This window comes from Nocardia cyriacigeorgica (genome assembly GCF_029868385.1).
In the GTDB taxonomy this organism is placed as follows: domain Bacteria; phylum Actinomycetota; class Actinomycetes; order Mycobacteriales; family Mycobacteriaceae; genus Nocardia; species Nocardia cyriacigeorgica_F.
In genome coordinates this window covers 110,086-125,924 of record NZ_JARWNX010000062.1, presented here as the reverse complement: position 1 = coordinate 125,924, position 15,839 = coordinate 110,086, and the positions used below count along the sequence as shown (strand labels likewise).

Genomic DNA, 15,839 nt, shown 5'->3' with positions numbered 1-15,839 from the left:
AGGACATGCCATGTATCTGCGTCACGGAGCCTTCTCGTATCTGCCCGACCTGACCGACGCCGAGATCGGCGCCCAGGTCCGCTATGCACTGCTGAACAACTGGCCGGTGTCGATCGAGTACACCGACGATCCGCATCCGCGCAACACCTACTGGGAGATGTGGGGCCTGCCCTTGTTCGACCTCGACGAACCCGACGGTGTGCTGGCCGAGATCAACGCCTGCCGGGCCACCTTCCCGAACCATTACGTGCGGGTACTCGCCTATGACGCGCGGTACGGCAGGCAGACCACCGCGCTGAGTTTTCTGGTGCAGCGTCCGCCCGATGAGCCCGGTTTCGGTCTGACCCGGGTGGAGGGTTCGGACCGGCGTCAGCGCTACGGCCTGCACTCCTACGCCACCGACACCCCGCCCGGTGCCAGGTATGCCGACTGATCGCGCGGCAACCGGTTTCCGACTACACCGGCCGGGAGCAGGGGACTCCCGGCCGGTGCGGGCGGTACCGGCCGAAACCACTACGGCCACCGAGGACGAGGTGCTGGCCGCCGACGCGGTCCTCGACCTGAGCTCCGATGTGGCCGCAGGGGACGTGGAGCAGGTGCTGACCGCACTGGACGGTGAACTGGTCGGCCTGACGAATGTGAAGCGGCGGGTGCGTGAGATCGCGGCGCTGCTGCTGATCGAGCGGGCGCGCGCCCGCTTCGGGTTGGAGTCGTCCCGGCCGACCCTGCATATGAGTTTCACCGGCGGTCCGGGTACCGGGAAGACGACGGTGGCGCTGCGGATGGCGCAGATGCTGCACGCGCTCGGCTACGTGCGGAAACCGAAGGTGCACACCGTCACCCGCGATGATCTGGTCGGCCAGTTCATCGGCCACACCGCACCCAAGACGAAGGAGGCGCTGGCCAAGGCCGCGGGCGGGGTGCTGTTCATCGATGAGGCCTACTACCTGTTCCGGCCGGAGAACGAACGCGACTACGGCCAGGAGGTCATCGAGATCCTGCTCCAGGAGATGGAGAACGAGCGCGCCAGCCTGGTGGTGATCTTCGCCGGGTATCCCGACCGGATGGATCGGTTCTTCTCCGCCAATCCCGGACTGTCCTCGCGGATCGCGCACCATCTCGAGTTCGGCGACTACAGCCATGCCGAGCTGCTGCGGATCGCCGAGCTGATGGTGGTGGGGCAGAACTTCCGGTTCGATGCGGCGGCGCACACCGCGTTCGCGGAGTATCTGACCGCGCGGATGAGCAGGCCGCGTTTCTCCAATGCCCGCAGTGTGCGCAATGCGATCGATCGCGCTCGGTTGCGTCAGGCGCGGCGGCTGGTGGATCTGGGGCGCCCGCTGACCAAGACCGACCTGATCACACTGACCGACCGGGATGTGTACGGCAGCAGTGTGTTCGATGCGCCCGCCGCGGCGGATACGCCGACGGTATGAGGAGGGGCCGATCGCGATGCCTCGTGGATGGAAGACCCTCACCCGCTACACGATCGAGGAGGAACACCGCCATCCCGGATCCTCCGGTGAGTTCTCGGCGTTGGTCAATGTGGTCGCGACCGCGACCAAACTGATCGCCAATCAGGTGACCGGGGGCGCCATCCTCGCCTCGCGCAGTGGTGCGGAAGCGGGTGCGCCGCCGATGCCCGATCTCGATGCCGTCGGCAACGACATCATGGTCACCGAAACCCAGTGGACGGGGCATCTGGCGGCCCTGCTGTCGGAGCAGATGCGCGATGCCCATCAGGTGCCCAGCGATGGGCGCCGCGGCAAATATCTGCTCGCGTTCGATCCGCTGGACGGTTCGAGCAATATCGACGTGAATCTCCCGGTGGGCACCATCTTCAGTGTGTTGCGCGCCGAGGAGGACGGCTTTTGTCAGCAGGGCACCCGGCAGGTGTGCGCCGGGTTCACCCTGTACGGTCCGGCCACGATGCTGGTGCTGACCACCGGTAGCGGGGTCGACGGGTTCACCCTCGACCGCGAGATCGGTGCGTTCGTGCTCACCCATCCGCGCATGCGTATCCCCGACGACACCTCGGGTTTCGCGATCAATGCCGCCAATGAGCGGTTCTGGGAACGTCCGGTGCGGCGCTATGTCCAGGAATGCCTGGACGGGGTGGACGGTCCACGCGGCCGCGACTTCAATATGCGCTGGGTGGCCTCCCTGGTCGCCGACACCTTCCACATCCTGACCCGCGGCGGGGTGTATCTGTATCCGCGCGATACGCGTCCGTCGGCCGGGCCCGGGCGGGTATCGCTGCTGTACGGAGCCAATCCGATCGCGTTCATCGTCGAACAGGCCGGTGGTGCAGCGACCACCGGACAGGAGCGGGTGCTGGAGGTGACGCCGGACGATCCGCATCAGCGGGTGCCGCTGATCTTCGGTTCCCGCAACGAGGTCGAGCGGATCGAGCGCTACCACCGCGAACCCGAGGCCGGTCCGAACTTCGATACCTCGCTGTTCGGCACCCGGTCGTTGTTCCGTCCGGCCCGGCGCTAGCCGTTCTCGAGGAGGGCCCATGTCTGTCAAACATCCGGTCGTCGCCATCACCGGGTCCTCCGGTGCCGGGACCACCAGCGTCACGCGGACATTTCAGGAGATATTCCGCCGCGAGGGGATCAATGCCGCGTTCGTGGAGGGGGATTCGTTTCACCGCTACGACCGCAACGAGATGAAGCTGGCCATGGCCGAGGCCGAACAGAACCGCAACACCACCTTCTCCCATTTCGGTGAGGAGGCCAATCTGCTGGCCGAACTGGAGAGTCTGTTCCGCGACTACGGGCAGACCGGCGTCGGTGCGGTGCGTCGGTATCTGCACGACGAGCGGGAGGCCAAGCCCTTCGGGCTGCCCGCGGGGACGTTCACGCCGTGGGAGGATCTTGCGCCGGGTAGTGATCTGCTGTTCTACGAAGGATTGCACGGTGCTGCCGTCACCGAGACCGTCGATGTCGCCCGGTACACCGATCTGCTGGTCGGTGTGGTGCCGATCGTGAATCTGGAGTGGACCCAGAAGGTGATCCGGGACAAGACCGAACGCGGCTATTCCAGTGAGGCCGTGATCGATACGATCCTGCGCCGGATGCCCGACTATGTGAAGTACATCTGTCCGCAGTTCTCCCGGACCTATGTCAACTTTCAGCGGGTGCCGACGGTGGACACCTCGAATCCGTTCATCGCGCGGTCGATTCCGACCGCGGACGAGAGTTTCGTGGTGATCCGCTTCGCCGATCCGAAGGTGATCGACTTCCCGTATCTGCTGTCGATGCTGCACGATTCGTTCATGTCGCGGCCCAACTGCATCGTGGTGCCGGGCGGCAAGATGGAGCTGGCCATGCAGTTGATCTTCACCCCGCTGATCCTGCGGCTGATGGACAAGCGGCCCCTCGCCGCACGGTGATCAGAGTTCGCCGGTGTCGCGCTCGCGCTGAGCTTCGCGCTGGCGCTGTTCTTCTTGACGCCGGGCTTCGCGGCGCTGGGATTCGGCGCGTTCACGCAGGGCGCGCAGGAATTCGTCGTCATCGTCGGCATTGCGGGCGATATGGCGACCGGGACGGTCGTATTCGGCGTAGCGCGTGGTGGACCGTAGTCGCGGTTCGTGCAGCGGACGTCCGGCGAACAGCCACAACAGGGCGCCGACGGTGGGGATGAGGACAACGACGAGCAGCCAGCCCATCTTCGGCAGATGACGGATCCCGGTATCCGGGCAGGTGATGATATCGACCAGGCAGTACACCCAGAGCGCGAGCGTGATGAGGCCGAGAATCGCGTACGGCAACGGTGGTTCTCCTCAGTGCGGCGGCGGACGGTGCGGCGGTTCGTCGGCCGCGGCATCCCCCGAACCTGCCTCGGACAGAATACGACGAACAACCGTGTCGGGCAATCGATGAGCAAACTTTCAGTCGGGGAGCAGCGGCACCGACAGGCCCTCGCCGCGACCGAGCAGGGCCGCGCGGGTGACGGCGCCGGACCCGAACCGGCGGCGCAGATCGTCGAGTGCGGCGTCCAGGGTCGCGGTGGGGCGCGAGTCGAACGGCAAGGTCAGCTGTACGGCGTCGGCGTCGGCGAGATTGGTCAGCGCCAGCCCGATGAGGGTGATGCCACGTTCCTGGATCAGCGGTAGCGCGCCGCCGAGCAGGATGCGGGCGGCGTCGCGGATGGTTTCGGTGTCGTCGGTGGCCGCGGCGAGGGTGTGTGAGCGGGTGGCGCGGCCGAAATCGTCGAAGCGCAGACGCAGCACCACGGTTCGGCAGACCCGGTCGGCGCCGCGCAGACGGCGGCCGAGCCGGTCGACGAGCCCGTACAGGTAGGCGGCCAGTTCCTCGGGCGTGCGGTGTCGGCGGCCGAGTGCGCGCTGGGCGCCGATCGACCGGCGCCGCCGCCCGGTGTCGACCCGGCGCGGATCACGGGCCCACGACAGCGCGTACAGGTGTCGAGCCGCGGCGGGTCCGAGGATCGCGCGCAGCCCGGACTCGCCGAGTTCGGCGAGCTGTCCGACGTGGGTGATGCCGTGATCGTGCAGGGCCGCGGCGGTGACCACGCCGACGCCCCACAACCGCTCGACCGGAAGCGGATGCAGGAACTCCAGTTCACGATCCGGCTCGACCAGGCGTAACCCATCGGGTTTGGCGACCGCGCTGGCGACCTTGGCCAGGAATTTGGTGCGTGCGATGCCCACCGAGATCGGCAACCCCAGCTCCGCCCGGACCCTGGTGCGTAGCCGTTCGGCGATGCCGTGCGGCGGCCCCGCGATCCGGTGCAGGCCCGCCACGTCGAGGAAGGCCTCATCGATGGAGATGCCCTCCACCACCGGTGTGGTGTCGCGGAAGATCTCGAACACCGCCGCGCTCGCCTCGGCGTAGGCCGACATGCGCGGGGGCACCACGACCGCGTGCGGACACAGCCGCAGCGCCTGCCCGCAGTTCATCGGCGTGCGCACACCCAGCCGCTTGGCCTCGTAACTGGCCGCAAGCACCACCCCGCCACCGACGAGCACCGGCCTGCCGCGCAGCGCGCGATCGTCGCGTTGTTCGACCGAGGCGTAGAACGAGTCCAGATCGGCATGCAGGATCGAGGCGTCGGCCCGCGCGGTGATCCGCGGGCGACGATCGCGGGCAGGCTCGGGCGGCCGGGTGGGGGCGACGGGCACGGAATCGGACACGAACGTATGTTCGCATGGAGGTCCGACAGGTCGCGGTGCTCAGGGTTTGCCGACCTACGGCTCGGGTACGTAGAAAATGCGTTCGGCGAGTACGCTGAGCACACGATGAGACGGATGCGGGCCAGTGATGAGGGAGTCGGCGCGGTGCGTGGGTTCGGTGATCTCGAGGCGGTGATCATGGATCGGATCTGGGATCGGGACACCGAGACCACCAGCGTCCGTGACATGTACGAGGAGCTGTGCGTGTCACGCGATATCGCGTACACCACGGTCATGTCGACGATGGACAATCTGCATCGCAAAGGTTGGCTCGCGCGCGAGCGCGCCGGTAAGGCCTACCGGTACTGGCCGACGCTGACCAGGGAGGAGCACAGCGCGCGGCTCATGCTCGAGGCGTTGGGCGCCGGTGGCCGCTCCGATCTGGTGCTCAGCCATTTCGTCGACCGGATCACCGATGAGGAATCGGCGGGTCTGCGGGCCGCGCTGCGCCGGCTGACGGCACGGAAATCGCCGGGTCCCGCGTGAGCCTCGCATCATCGCTGCTGGTGTACGGGTCCGTGGTGGCCGTACTCGGTCCGCCGGTGTTGCGCCGGTTGACCGGGGCGGGGATCGCGCCGCGGCTCGGTGTGCTCGCGTGGGTGGTCACGATGGCCAGCGCGCTGGTCGCGTGGACGGTGTCGGCGGTCCTGTTCGTGATCGAGTTCGGCACCGTGTGGCGGCATTCGGACGAGGCCCTGCGCGCCTGCTACGCGGTCATCGGCACACCGGTCCACCCCTACGACCACACCGCGGGACGGGTGGTGACCTTCGGACTCGCGATATTGATCGCCGTCGGCGCGGGGTTGCTCGGCTGGCGCGCCGCCCGCGCGCTGATGACGATGCGACGACGCACCCATGCCCACGCGCGAGCGGTGCGCATGGTCGGGCGCCGGGTACCCGACCTCGACGCCGTGGTGCTCGACACGCCACAGCCGCAGGCCTACGCCGTTCCCGGACGGCCCGACACGATCGTGGTCACCAGCGGCGCGCTCGCCGCCCTGACCGGCGATCAGCTCGCGGCCGTCCTCGCCCATGAACGCGCTCATCTGTCCGGCCGCCACGGCATGCTGACCGCCGCGGTGAGCGGCATCGCCGCGACGGCGCCACGGCTCGGTGTCTTCCGCCACGGTTCGGCCGAGGTCGGGAAACTGCTGGAGATGTGCGCCGACGACACCGCCGCCCGCGAGCACGGCCGGGAGCCGTTGCTCGGCGGTCTGCTCGCCATCGTCGATGCGGAGGCCAGGACACCCGCCGGTGCGCTCGGCGCGGCGGGCACGGCCGTGCTGGCCCGCGCCGAACGGCTGGTCGCGCCGGTGGGCGCACTGCGTTTGGCGACGACCCGCACGGCCCTGATCGGAGTGATCGTGACCACTGTCGGCGGGCTGCTCTCGGCCACCGCCGGTGTGCTGTTGTGCGTCAGCATCTTCTGAGGCGCCATCGGTGGTGACCACGGCATTCGCCACCGGGTGGGAGTGTCGGTGGAGCGCGTTATGGTGCGATCGCTCGAGACGGGCGTGAAGCCCATCGCTGCGGAAAGGGTGTGCGGATGCGGGTGAGTTGGGAGCAGGTTTTCGCCTGGCGGTTGCGGCGGCAGTTCGTCGCACCACGCGCCTCGGTCGATGTCGTCGATATCGCGCACCGGCTGTGTGGTCTGCAAGCGCAGGTGGCGTCCTCGGCGGAGCTGGCCGCGGCACTGCGCACCACCTCGCCCGCCGACGGTGCGGTCGCTCGCGCCCTGGCCGACGGCGCACTGATCAAGACCTGGGCGATGCGCGGCACCCTGCATGCGATGACTCCCGAGACGGCCGCCGCCTGTCTCACCCTGCTCGCGGCGACGCGGGTCTGGGAGAAACCGTCCTGGCAGCGCACCTTCGGAGCCACCCCCGACCAGGTGGCGGCGCTGGCGGACAAGGTCGGGCAGCTGCTGGAATCGGAGGTCCTCACCCGCGCGGAGCTGGTCGACCGGATCGTCGCCGATCCCGCGTTTGCGAGCCACGACGCCGAATTGCGCTCGGGCTGGGGTGCCCTGCTCAAACCGCTGGCCTGGCAGGGCGTGCTGTGCCACGGCCCGGCGCAGGGCACGAAGGTCAGTTTCACCAGCCCGGCCGCGCTGCCCGGATGGCGTCCGGTAACCGATGTCGACGAGGCGGCGCGCACGGCGATCACCGCCTACCTCGGCGCCCACGGTCCGGCGACACCGGAGGCGTTCGATGCCTGGCTCACCCGCGGCGCGCATCGCAAGACCAGGGTGCGCGGCTGGTTCGCCGAGCTGGGGGAGGAGCTGACCGACGTCGATGTCGAGGGCAGGCGCGCGTACCTGCGCACCGAACACGTCGAGGAACTCGCCGCCGCCGAACCCACCGATGCGGTGCAGTTGCTCGGGGCCTTCGATCAGTACGTGCTCGGACCGGGCACCGGTGATCAGGAACTGCTGCCCGCACCGCACCGCGCGGCCGTCAGTCGGACGGCGGGCTGGATCGCGCCCCTGGTGCTGGTGGGGGGCCGGATCGCCGGTACCTGGGAACTCACCGATGACGATGCGGTGGCCGTCGCCATGTTCGACGGTGCCGCCGTACCCGCGGCCGGGCTCGCAGAGGCGGTGGCCCACCTGGCCGAGGCTGCCGGACGGGCCGGGCTCACCGTGCGGGCGGGCTGAAGCGGGTCGACGCACCCCAACCGAGCGTTACCGCGCGCCCGGTCGGCCGCGCGCGCGTTCGGCGACCAGACCCTCCAACCCGTCGAGGATGCGTCGCAGGCCGAAACCGAAGTGATCGAATTCCTGGTCGAAGGCGTTCTCGTCGAGTTCGGCCATGGTCGGGAAGCGTCCGGTGGCGAGCGCGCGTTCGATCGTGGGGATCTGTGCCTGCCAGAAATCGGCGTCGGTCATTCCCGTCGTGCGCAGGGCCTCCTGGTGGAACACCTCGCTGCGGGCGGCGCCGACGACGTAGTTGTCGACCAGGACGATCACCGAGATCAGCTCGACATCGGACAGGCCCATCGGCGTGATCGCCGACAGTACCGTTTCCATGCTCTCGATGGCAGCAGGTCCGAGGATCGGACGCGCCTGGTTGACATGCAGCAGCCACGGATGGCGGCGATAGAGGGCAAGGGTCCCCCTGGCGACGCGCTCGAGCGCACCGCGCCATCCGCCCTCGGCTGCCCCCAGATCGGGATCGGGACGCTGGACCCGATCCAGCATGAGGTCCAGTAGCTCGGACTTGCCCGGGAGATAGCGATACAGCGTCATGGTTCCGGTGCCCAATTCGGTGGCGACCCGGCGCATGGTCACCGCCTCCAGACCTTCGGCGTCGGCGACCTGCACCGCGGCCTCGACGATCCGGTCGAGGGTGAGACCCGGTTTGGGGCCACGGCTCGGTCGCGGACCGGTCTCCCACAGCAGTTCGAGTGTGCGGCCCAGATCGCCGCTACCACTGGTTTCCGTGCTTGCCATGTTCGTCACCCTATCGTCCGGCGCGGTGCCGCGAAATATTAATTGGGTACATCGTACCCATAATGGGGTACAATGTACTCAGTTCAGGTTCATGGCAAGGGTACGGAGGGTCTTGTGAGCGAATACGCCGTGGTGGCCGAGGGCTTGCGGAAGAGATACGGAGACAAGAACGCGCTCGACGGGTTCGATCTGGCCGTGCGCCGCGGTACGGTGCACGGCCTGCTCGGGCCGAATGGCGCCGGTAAGACCACCGCCGTGCGCATCCTGTCGACACTGATCCGTCTCGATGGTGGCTGGGCTACGGTCGCGGGTCTGCACGTGGCGCATCAGGCGCTGGAGGTGCGTTCTCGGATCGGGTTGACCGGGCAGTACGCGGCCGTCGACGAGGTGCTGACCGGGCGGCAGAACCTGGAGATGTTCGGTCGGTTGTTCCATCTGGGCGGGCGGCGAGCCCGACAGCGGGCCGATGAACTGCTCGAACGGTTCGATCTGGTGGACGCCGCCAATCGCGGGGTCGGCAAGTACAGCGGTGGGATGCGGCGCCGGCTCGACCTGGCCGCGTCGATGATCCTGTCGCCGGATGTGCTGTTCCTCGACGAACCGACCACCGGGCTGGACCCGCGCAGTCGTGGCGAGGTGTGGGACGCCGTGCGCGCGCTGGTCGCTGATGGCACTACCGTGCTGCTGACCACCCAATATCTGGAAGAGGCCGATCAGCTCGCGTCCAGGATCACCGTGATCGATGCCGGTCGGGCGATCGCCGACGACACACCCGACGGGTTGAAGAACACCGTCGGGGCCGATCTGATCGAAGTGATCGCCGCCGATATCGCGGATCTGCCCGCGGTGGCGAAGGTGGTGGCTCGGGTCTGTGTCGGAGAGCCCGACCTCGACGATGCGCTCCGCCGGGTGCACGCGCCCGTCACCGATCGGGTCGCCGCGCTCACCGAGGTGGCGCGCACCCTGCAAGACCAGGGAATCACCGTGGAGGACATCGGATTACGCAGGCCGAGCCTCGATGATGTGTTCCTGCAACTGACCGGCCACCGGGCCGCGACCGAGGAGGTGGCCGCATGACCGCGACAGTAGATTCCACCGATCTCGCGCCGATCCGCTCCCGCTCGCGCGGCTACTGGGTGGTCGCCGACTGCTGGAACATGGTGCGGCGCGGGCTGACCCACTATCAGCGTCAGCCGGTGAACCTGGCCTGGCAGCTCGGCTTCCCGATCCTGTCGGTGCTGATGTACGGGTATGTGTTCGGTTCGGCGATGTCGGTGCCCGGCGGCGGCGATTACCGCAGCTTCCTGATGCCGGGCATGTTCGCGATGACGATGGCGTTCGGCTTCATCAACACCGCGACGGTCGTGGTCTACGACGCCACCAACGGTGTGATCGACCGCTTCCGGTCCATGCCCATGTCGCCCTCGGCGGTGGTGGCCGGTCGCGGTGTCACCGATCTGCTGGTCGCCTGTGCGGAGCTGACCATCCTGATGCTCACCGCGCTGGTGATCGGCTGGCGGCCCTCCGGCGGAATCCTCGGCGTGATGGCGGCATTCGTCCTGTTGCTGTGGCTGCGGTTCGCATTGATCTGGCTCGGGGTGTGGCTCGGGCTGCTCGTGCCCAACCCGGAGGCGGCGGGCGGGCTGTTCGCGGTGGCCTTCCCGCTGACGATGATCTCCTCGATCTTCGTCGCACCGCAGTTGATGCCGGACTGGCTCGGGACGATCGCGGGCTGGAATCCGATCTCCTCGACGGTCGCGGCGAGCAGGGAACTGTTCGGCACACCGGTGGGCGCCGGTGATTCCTGGATCGAACAGCATGCGGTGCTGATGGCCGTCGTGTGGCCGATCATCATCACCGCGGTGTTCCTGCCGCTGGCGGTGCGCCGGTTCCAGCAGCTCAGTCGCTGACCGACCCCTATCGGCCCGGTGTACTCGGCACCGGGCCGATAGGCTACGACGGTGACCGACGGGCTGATGGCCGAACTCATCGATACGGTGGCGTGGGTGCGCATCGAACAGGGCAGGATCTTGTGCGCGCGGCCGCGCGGCAAAGATGTGTTCTACATTCCCGGCGGCAAACGTGAGCTCGGTGAATCCGATCTCCAGACGCTCCTCCGCGAAGTCGAGGAAGAGTTGACCGTGGCGTTGCTGCTGGAGACGGCCGCGCATGTCGGGGTGTACGAGGCGGCCGACGGCGCGGTGTCTGTTCGGATGAGCTGTTACACGGCCGAGTATCGCGGCACGCTCACCGCCAGCAGCGAGATCGATGCGCTCGCCTGGTTCTCCTACGCCGCTCGCTCGCTGGTCCCGCCGGTCGACCGGCTGCTGTTCGACGAACTGGCGACAGCGGGTCTACTGCGCTGATCGCCGCGGCGGCTCAGCAGAGCGGAGCCTTCGAGCCCACCAGTTCGCCGCGGAACAAGCAGACGATGAGCTGCACGAAGTCGCGCGCATAAGTGGCCGAACCGGATTCGGCGGAACCTGTAGGTGCGGCGGAAGCGGCGGGTGCTGCGAATCCGGCGCCGGTGGCGAGCGCGGTGGATACCAGGACAGCGGCACAAGCTCGTTTGACAATCATAGTGGCTCAATTCGGATCGAGGGGTGCCGCCCAGTATCGCTGTCCGTGCGGGGACGCGGCAGCCCCGATCTCTGGGGCGTGGGTGAGAGTCGGCCGACCATGTGGGTGGCCGACTCTCACCATGTGGTCGAACGGGCTCGAACACCTTGTGGCGTACGTTCCCCGCCGCCGTGGGCAGCGCTACTTATCTTGGCCGACAACCCTGTTGACTTCGCCGCAACGGACGACCTCGTTGCCCTTGCTCTTGCCGGGAACACGGATCTCAATAGTGGAGTCACACCAACCGTCGTTGCCGACGCGCTGGATGTAGAGCGTTCGCGTCTTGCTGCAACGGTTGCTGTAGTAGACGGTCGTTGTCATCGTGCCGGGCTCGTAGGAATAGCCGAAACAACCACTTTCGCCGCGCTCAGCGGAGGCGGCGGGCGCCGTGGCCACCATCAACCCGGCCGATGCGGCAGCAATGGCGATACTCGTAACGACCCGACTTGTCTTGCGCATTCGCATTCCATTCTTCGTGACAGTTTTGGCGCGTCAGTGTACGAATCCGCAGGTTGCGTCATCAAACCGTAAAATTCTATACGGTGGGAATATCTGAAGTAGCACCGGTCGGCAACCATGCGCGCATCCGGCCAGTGCCTCGGCCGCGGAGTGCAGCGCCCGACCGTGCACCGCCCGATCATTGCGGGATCGGAGGCGGTGCACGAGGCTGTTCACGTCGTGACGTGCGCCCTTGTGGCCCGGTCGATCAGATGCTCGATGAGGCTGAGTAGCACGTTCTTCGACGACACCCGGTCGCGGGCGTCGCAGAGCATCACCGGGGTCTGTGGGTCCAGATCGAGGGCGTCGCGGACCTCGTCGGTGGTGTAGCGCGGTGCGCCGTCGAAACAGTTCACCCCCACCAGGAACGGCAGTTTGCGGCGTTCGAAATAGTCGATGGCGGCGAAGGAGTTGCCGAGCCGTCGGGTATCGGCCAGCACCACCGCGCCGAGAGCGCCGCGGGCGAGTTCGTCCCACAGGAACCAGAATCGGTCCTGTCCCGGCGTCCCGAACAGGTAGAGCACCAGATCGCTGTCGATGGTGATCCGGCCGAAGTCCAGCGCCACCGTGGTGGTGGTCTTGGACTCGACACCGGACAGATCGTCGACGCCGGCGCTGACCTCGGTGATCATCTCCTCGGTGCGTAGCGGCGCGATCTCGCTCAGTGCGGAGACCAATGTCGTTTTGCCGACACCGAATCCGCCCGCGATGAGCACCTTCACCGAGGCCGCTAGATGTGGCACCCCGTTCGGGTCGAGCCGGGCAGGGTCAAATTTTTCGGATTCCATCCAGTACCGCTCGCAATACGTTGAGGTCGCCGGGCCCGGCCTCCGGTTGCACCGGAGCCCGGAAGATCAGGTGCCCGTCACCGATCAGATCTCCGACGAGAATCTTGGTCACTGCCAGTGGCAGTTTCAAGCTGGCCGCCACCTCCGCCACCGACCGTGGATGCGCACATTCCGCCACGATCTGCGCGTATTCGGGTTCGACACGCCGCATGGTCGGTGCGGGACGCGCCGCGACGACCGCGGTCAACATGTCCAGATCGTGTGCGGCGCCCATGGTGCGCCCACGCGTCACCGCGTACGGCCGCACCAGCGGACCGGCCGCTTCGTCGAACCATGGCTCACCCATACGCGTCATCACGAACTCACCGCTGCGGTTCGACCTCGGCGGCGCCGTTGCGCGCGGTGGTCGACAGGTAGTTGCCCACCCGCTGCACGGTCAGGTTCATCTCATAGGCCACCATGCCCAGATTCGCTGTCTCCGAAGCCTGGAGGGCCAGGCAGGCGTTATCGCCCGCCGAAGTCACGAACAGCACGGCCCGGTCCAGTTCGATCACGGCCTGGCGGACACCGCCGCCGTCGAACCGGCTGCCCGCACTGCGGGCCAGACCGTAGAGGGTGGAGGACATGGCGGCGAAATGTTCACCGTCCTCGCGGACGATTCCACGGGAATGACCGAGTAGCAGACCGTCGGTGGACAGCACGACCGCGTACCGGACACCGGCGAGCCGTTCGACCAGATCGTCGAGTAACCAGTTGAGATCACTTGCGGGGGAAGTGGACACTTAGCCTTCCTGTTCCTTCGGGGTCGTGCTCGCCGACGGCGGCATGGCGGAATCGTCGGCAGGCAGTGGTTTACGGCCCTGCCGGGTGCCGTTCTCGATGGCCGACATCAGGTCTCGGGCCTGTTCGGCGGTCCGAGGTCGCTGCGGTGCCGGCTGCGGGGTGGCCGGCTGCGCCAGCTCCGGTGCGAGACTGGTCTGCCGGTTGCGTCGCGGGAGGACCGGTCGGCCGTCAGCGGTGCGCTCGACCGGTTCGGCGGGCCGCGGCGCCGGTGGCGGATCGGCCACCAGGGTCGCCGTCGGCGCGGCCGCGGATTCCACGGCGCGCGCGGCCGGTTCACTCGACGCGGGCAGCGCCGGGCGGCGTCGCGCCTGGTCGGGCAGCACCGAGTCGGTCGCCGACGGTCCCGCGTCGCCGGGCAGCAGCAGCTTCGACGGCACCAGCACGATCGCGCGCACACCGCCGTAATCGGATTCGCTCAACCGCACCGAGATCTCGTGGCGGGCGGCCAGCTGACCGACCACGAACAGCCCGAGGCGCGAATCGGCCGACAGCGAGGCCACACCGAAATCGGGTGGATCGGCGAGAAGTTCGTTGACCCGCGCCAGTTCCGCGGCGTCCATTCCCATGCCCTGGTCGTTGATCTCCACGACCAGGCCCTTGCCGACGATATTGCCGGTGACCTCCACCCGCGACTGCGGCGGGGAGAAAGAGGTGGCGTTGTCGACGAGTTCGGCCAGCAGATGCACCAGGTCGGCGACGCCGTTGCCGATGATCCGCGACTGCGGCAGGGTGCCCAGGCGTACTCGGGTGTAGTCGAGGGTTTCACCGATCGCGCTGCGCACCAGGTCGATCAGCGGCACCGGATTGCGCCAGCGGCGGCCGGGTTCGCCACCGCCGAGGATGATCAGGTTCTCGGCGTTACGGCGTTCTCGGGTGGCCAGATGATCGAGCCGGAACAGGATCTCGAGCATGGCCGGATCCTCTTCGCGCTGTTCGGCGGCGTCGAGGATCTCGAGCTGGCGGTGCACCACGATCTGGCTGCGATGGGCGATATTGAGAAAGACCGCGCGCACACCCTCCCTGGTGCGGGCTTCGGTGACGGCGGCGGCGACCGCCGCGGCGTGCGCGTGCTCGAAGGCCGTCGCCACCGCGCCGACCTCGTCGCGGCCGAAGTCCAGTCGCGGCGCTTCCTGTTCCAGGTCGACGTGCTCGCCCTCGCGCAGACGGCGCAGCATATCGGGCAGCCGTTCGTCGGCCAGCGCGAGCGTCTGATCACGCATCCGCTTCAGCCTGCGGATGAACCGGTTCGCCAGCACCAGCGACACCGCGAACGCGCCCGCACTCATCAGCAGGACCGCGATACCGAGGCCGAGTGAGGCCGCGGCGGATTCGGTGGCCGAATCCCGCGCGAGCTGTTGGGCGTGGCGGTTGTGCAGGTCCCAGATATCGAGCAGCGCGTGGTCGACCTCGGCTGCGGCGGCCTGCCACTGCTCGATGGTCACGGGCAGGGGAGCGGGTTCGTCGTCGGTGGTGGAGTCGGTGCTGGTCGTGCGGCCGGAGTCGCTGCTAGTGGTGTCCTCGGAGCTTCCGGTCGGCTCGGGCGGATCGAAGGTGCGCTGCATCAGCGCATGCTCCATCGCCGAGAGCCGCTGCCAGGCCGGACTTTCCAGCAGGGCTTGTAGTTTGTCGCGGTAGACGGGCTCGAGTTCGGCCGCCAGCTGGGGCAGCATCGTGTGATGGGAACCGACCTGCGCGGTGAACTCCTCCGGCAGCGCGACGACGCCGCTGCCGTTCACCAGTGCCGCCTCGGCGAGCGCATTGCTGCGCGAAACCGCCTCGATACCGTGGATCAGCCGGGTCGACAGCGCCAGCTGCACGACCACCGCCGGATCCGGCGCCGACCGCTGGGCCAGCTGCGTGCCGATGGTGATGACATCGAGCACCCGGGTGTAGAAGGTGTAGGCGTCCGGGGTGGGCAGGGCGCGGGCGTCGGCGCCGTTGCGCACCATCTGGAGCTGCTGGCCGAGGGTCACGAAATCGCCGACATTGTCGCCGATGGTCTCGGAATCCAGTTCGCGCAGCGGATTCGAGGCGTCGACGAGAGCCTGGAAAGCGGCGTCCACGCGCGGCCGGGCGGCGGCCAGTTCCGCGGCGGCGGCCGGATCACCGGCCAGATGGACGAGGGTGAGCCGTCGTTCCTGCTGGATCGCGTCCAGTAGCTGCCTGGTCGGGTCGATGGCGGCCTGCATGGCCTCGGCCCACTGTTTACCGTGATTGCCCCGGTCGACCAGGTACCCCGCTGCGCCCACGCCGACCACCAGCAGAGTCAGGCTCGGAATGAGCGCGATCGCCAGTATCCGGGTTCGGATACCGAGCCTCGCTCTGAACATCGAGACAACGTAAACGACATGGTGACCGAATCGGGATTCCGGTCCCGTTGAACGGGACCGGGTTTGACATGGGCGTGTCCGGGGAAATAGAGGGCGTCCGCTATCGGATGCTG

Annotated in this window: 19 protein-coding genes; 10 read left to right on the top strand and 9 right to left on the bottom strand. The window is 67.8% G+C overall.

Annotated features, from left to right (window positions below):
* Positions 1 to 10 precede the first annotated feature (10 nt).
* From QH168_RS23430 to QH168_RS23415, 4 genes are read left to right on the top strand one after another with little or no spacing between them, the layout of a single operon-like run.
* Positions 11 to 433, top strand: coding sequence for a ribulose bisphosphate carboxylase small subunit (locus QH168_RS23430; protein WP_280236938.1), 423 nt, complete (start codon positions 11 to 13; stop codon positions 431 to 433).
* Entirely contained in the window at positions 423 to 1,436 is a 1,014-nt protein-coding gene (locus tag QH168_RS23425) for an AAA family ATPase (RefSeq protein WP_280236937.1), read from the top strand. Before QH168_RS23430 ends, QH168_RS23425 begins: the two co-directional genes overlap by 11 nt.
* A gap of 16 nt (positions 1,437 to 1,452) precedes the next feature.
* Positions 1,453 to 2,499 carry a class 1 fructose-bisphosphatase gene (locus tag QH168_RS23420; RefSeq protein ID WP_280236936.1) on the top strand — a complete coding sequence of 349 codons (1,047 nt, stop codon included), beginning with the start codon at positions 1,453 to 1,455 and terminating at the stop codon, positions 2,497 to 2,499.
* A gap of 19 nt (positions 2,500 to 2,518) precedes the next feature.
* Entirely contained in the window at positions 2,519 to 3,397 is an 879-nt protein-coding gene (locus QH168_RS23415; RefSeq protein ID WP_280236935.1) for a phosphoribulokinase, read from the top strand.
* On the opposite strand, the gene QH168_RS23410 is transcribed toward QH168_RS23415, so the two are convergent.
* Positions 3,398 to 3,775 carry a PLD nuclease N-terminal domain-containing protein gene (locus QH168_RS23410; protein ID WP_280236934.1) on the bottom strand — a complete coding sequence of 126 codons (378 nt, stop codon included), beginning with the start codon at positions 3,773 to 3,775 and terminating at the stop codon, positions 3,398 to 3,400. It lies immediately after the preceding gene.
* A 120-nt stretch (positions 3,776 to 3,895) separates the two neighbouring features.
* Positions 3,896 to 5,158 carry a DNA polymerase IV gene (gene dinB / locus QH168_RS23405; protein ID WP_348537611.1) on the bottom strand — a complete coding sequence of 421 codons (1,263 nt, stop codon included), beginning with the start codon at positions 5,156 to 5,158 and terminating at the stop codon, positions 3,896 to 3,898.
* A 114-nt stretch (positions 5,159 to 5,272) separates the two neighbouring features.
* Here dinB and QH168_RS23400 point away from each other — a divergent pair, with 114 nt between their 5' ends.
* The 3 genes from QH168_RS23400 (at position 5,273) to QH168_RS23390 (ending at position 7,853) form a co-directional block, all read left to right on the top strand.
* Entirely contained in the window at positions 5,273 to 5,683 is a 411-nt protein-coding gene (locus QH168_RS23400; protein ID WP_280236933.1) for a BlaI/MecI/CopY family transcriptional regulator, read from the top strand.
* Positions 5,680 to 6,627: a M56 family metallopeptidase gene (locus QH168_RS23395; RefSeq protein ID WP_280236932.1), complete on the top strand. Its 948-nt coding sequence runs from the start codon at positions 5,680 to 5,682 to the stop codon at positions 6,625 to 6,627. Before QH168_RS23400 ends, QH168_RS23395 begins: the two co-directional genes overlap by 4 nt.
* 116 nt (positions 6,628 to 6,743) lie before the next feature.
* Positions 6,744 to 7,853 (top strand): DNA glycosylase AlkZ-like family protein, encoded by a 1,110-nt coding sequence (locus tag QH168_RS23390; protein WP_280236931.1) that lies wholly within the window; start codon positions 6,744 to 6,746, stop codon positions 7,851 to 7,853.
* A gap of 27 nt (positions 7,854 to 7,880) precedes the next feature.
* Here QH168_RS23390 and QH168_RS23385 read toward each other — a convergent pair whose 3' ends face one another.
* Positions 7,881 to 8,648 (bottom strand): TetR/AcrR family transcriptional regulator, encoded by a 768-nt coding sequence (locus QH168_RS23385; protein ID WP_280236930.1) that lies wholly within the window; start codon positions 8,646 to 8,648, stop codon positions 7,881 to 7,883.
* Positions 8,649 to 8,762: 114 nt separating this feature from the next.
* Between QH168_RS23385 and QH168_RS23380 the strand changes: the two genes are divergently transcribed.
* From QH168_RS23380 to QH168_RS23370, 3 genes are read left to right on the top strand one after another with little or no spacing between them, the layout of a single operon-like run.
* Positions 8,763 to 9,725, top strand: a complete 963-nt coding sequence (locus QH168_RS23380) for an ATP-binding cassette domain-containing protein (RefSeq protein WP_280236929.1) — start codon at positions 8,763 to 8,765, stop codon at positions 9,723 to 9,725.
* On the top strand, positions 9,722 to 10,558 hold the full coding sequence (locus tag QH168_RS23375) for an ABC transporter permease (RefSeq protein WP_280236928.1): 837 nt from the start codon (positions 9,722 to 9,724) through the stop codon (positions 10,556 to 10,558). The genes QH168_RS23380 and QH168_RS23375 overlap by 4 nt, the downstream gene beginning before the upstream one ends.
* Positions 10,559 to 10,609: 51 nt before the next feature.
* A complete protein-coding gene (locus QH168_RS23370; protein WP_280236927.1) occupies positions 10,610 to 11,014 on the top strand; it encodes an NUDIX hydrolase in 405 nt (134 codons plus the stop codon).
* A gap of 13 nt (positions 11,015 to 11,027) precedes the next feature.
* Here QH168_RS23370 and QH168_RS23365 read toward each other — a convergent pair whose 3' ends face one another.
* The 6 genes from QH168_RS23365 to QH168_RS23340 form a co-directional block, all read right to left on the bottom strand.
* Positions 11,028 to 11,228, bottom strand: coding sequence for a hypothetical protein (locus QH168_RS23365; RefSeq protein WP_280236926.1), 201 nt, complete (start codon positions 11,226 to 11,228; stop codon positions 11,028 to 11,030).
* A gap of 180 nt (positions 11,229 to 11,408) precedes the next feature.
* Positions 11,409 to 11,726 (bottom strand): hypothetical protein, encoded by a 318-nt coding sequence (locus QH168_RS23360; RefSeq protein ID WP_280236925.1) that lies wholly within the window; start codon positions 11,724 to 11,726, stop codon positions 11,409 to 11,411.
* A 212-nt stretch (positions 11,727 to 11,938) separates the two neighbouring features.
* Positions 11,939 to 12,553, bottom strand: coding sequence for a GTP-binding protein (locus QH168_RS23355; protein WP_280236924.1), 615 nt, complete (start codon positions 12,551 to 12,553; stop codon positions 11,939 to 11,941).
* Positions 12,534 to 12,908 carry a DUF742 domain-containing protein gene (locus QH168_RS23350; protein ID WP_280236923.1) on the bottom strand — a complete coding sequence of 125 codons (375 nt, stop codon included), beginning with the start codon at positions 12,906 to 12,908 and terminating at the stop codon, positions 12,534 to 12,536. Before QH168_RS23350 ends, QH168_RS23355 begins: the two co-directional genes overlap by 20 nt.
* A gap of 7 nt (positions 12,909 to 12,915) precedes the next feature.
* A complete protein-coding gene (locus QH168_RS23345) occupies positions 12,916 to 13,335 on the bottom strand; it encodes a roadblock/LC7 domain-containing protein (protein ID WP_280236922.1) in 420 nt (139 codons plus the stop codon).
* Positions 13,336 to 15,726: a sensor histidine kinase gene (locus QH168_RS23340; protein ID WP_280236921.1), complete on the bottom strand. Its 2,391-nt coding sequence runs from the start codon at positions 15,724 to 15,726 to the stop codon at positions 13,336 to 13,338.
* Positions 15,727 to 15,839: the final 113 nt, after the last annotated feature.

Excerpts from the sequence above, each read along its gene's own strand:
- QH168_RS23430 (WP_280236938.1), top strand. The coding sequence starts at position 11 with ATGTATCTGCGTCACGGAGCCTTCTCGTATCTGCCCGACCTGACCGAC.
- QH168_RS23385 (WP_280236930.1), bottom strand. The coding sequence starts at position 8,648 with ATGGCAAGCACGGAAACCAGTGGTAGCGGCGATCTGGGCCGCACACTC.
- QH168_RS23350 (WP_280236923.1), bottom strand. The coding sequence starts at position 12,908 with ATGACGCGTATGGGTGAGCCATGGTTCGACGAAGCGGCCGGTCCGCTG.
- QH168_RS23375 (WP_280236928.1), top strand. The coding sequence starts at position 9,722 with ATGACCGCGACAGTAGATTCCACCGATCTCGCGCCGATCCGCTCCCGC.
- QH168_RS23390 (WP_280236931.1), top strand. The coding sequence starts at position 6,744 with ATGCGGGTGAGTTGGGAGCAGGTTTTCGCCTGGCGGTTGCGGCGGCAG.
- QH168_RS23425 (WP_280236937.1), top strand. The coding sequence starts at position 423 with ATGCCGACTGATCGCGCGGCAACCGGTTTCCGACTACACCGGCCGGGA.
- QH168_RS23340 (WP_280236921.1), bottom strand. The coding sequence starts at position 15,726 with ATGTTCAGAGCGAGGCTCGGTATCCGAACCCGGATACTGGCGATCGCG.
- QH168_RS23415 (WP_280236935.1), top strand. The coding sequence starts at position 2,519 with ATGTCTGTCAAACATCCGGTCGTCGCCATCACCGGGTCCTCCGGTGCC.
- QH168_RS23365 (WP_280236926.1), bottom strand. The coding sequence starts at position 11,228 with ATGATTGTCAAACGAGCTTGTGCCGCTGTCCTGGTATCCACCGCGCTC.
- QH168_RS23355 (WP_280236924.1), bottom strand. The coding sequence starts at position 12,553 with ATGGAATCCGAAAAATTTGACCCTGCCCGGCTCGACCCGAACGGGGTG.
- QH168_RS23420 (WP_280236936.1), top strand. The coding sequence starts at position 1,453 with ATGCCTCGTGGATGGAAGACCCTCACCCGCTACACGATCGAGGAGGAA.
- QH168_RS23400 (WP_280236933.1), top strand. The coding sequence starts at position 5,273 with ATGCGGGCCAGTGATGAGGGAGTCGGCGCGGTGCGTGGGTTCGGTGAT.
- QH168_RS23360 (WP_280236925.1), bottom strand. The coding sequence starts at position 11,726 with ATGCGCAAGACAAGTCGGGTCGTTACGAGTATCGCCATTGCTGCCGCA.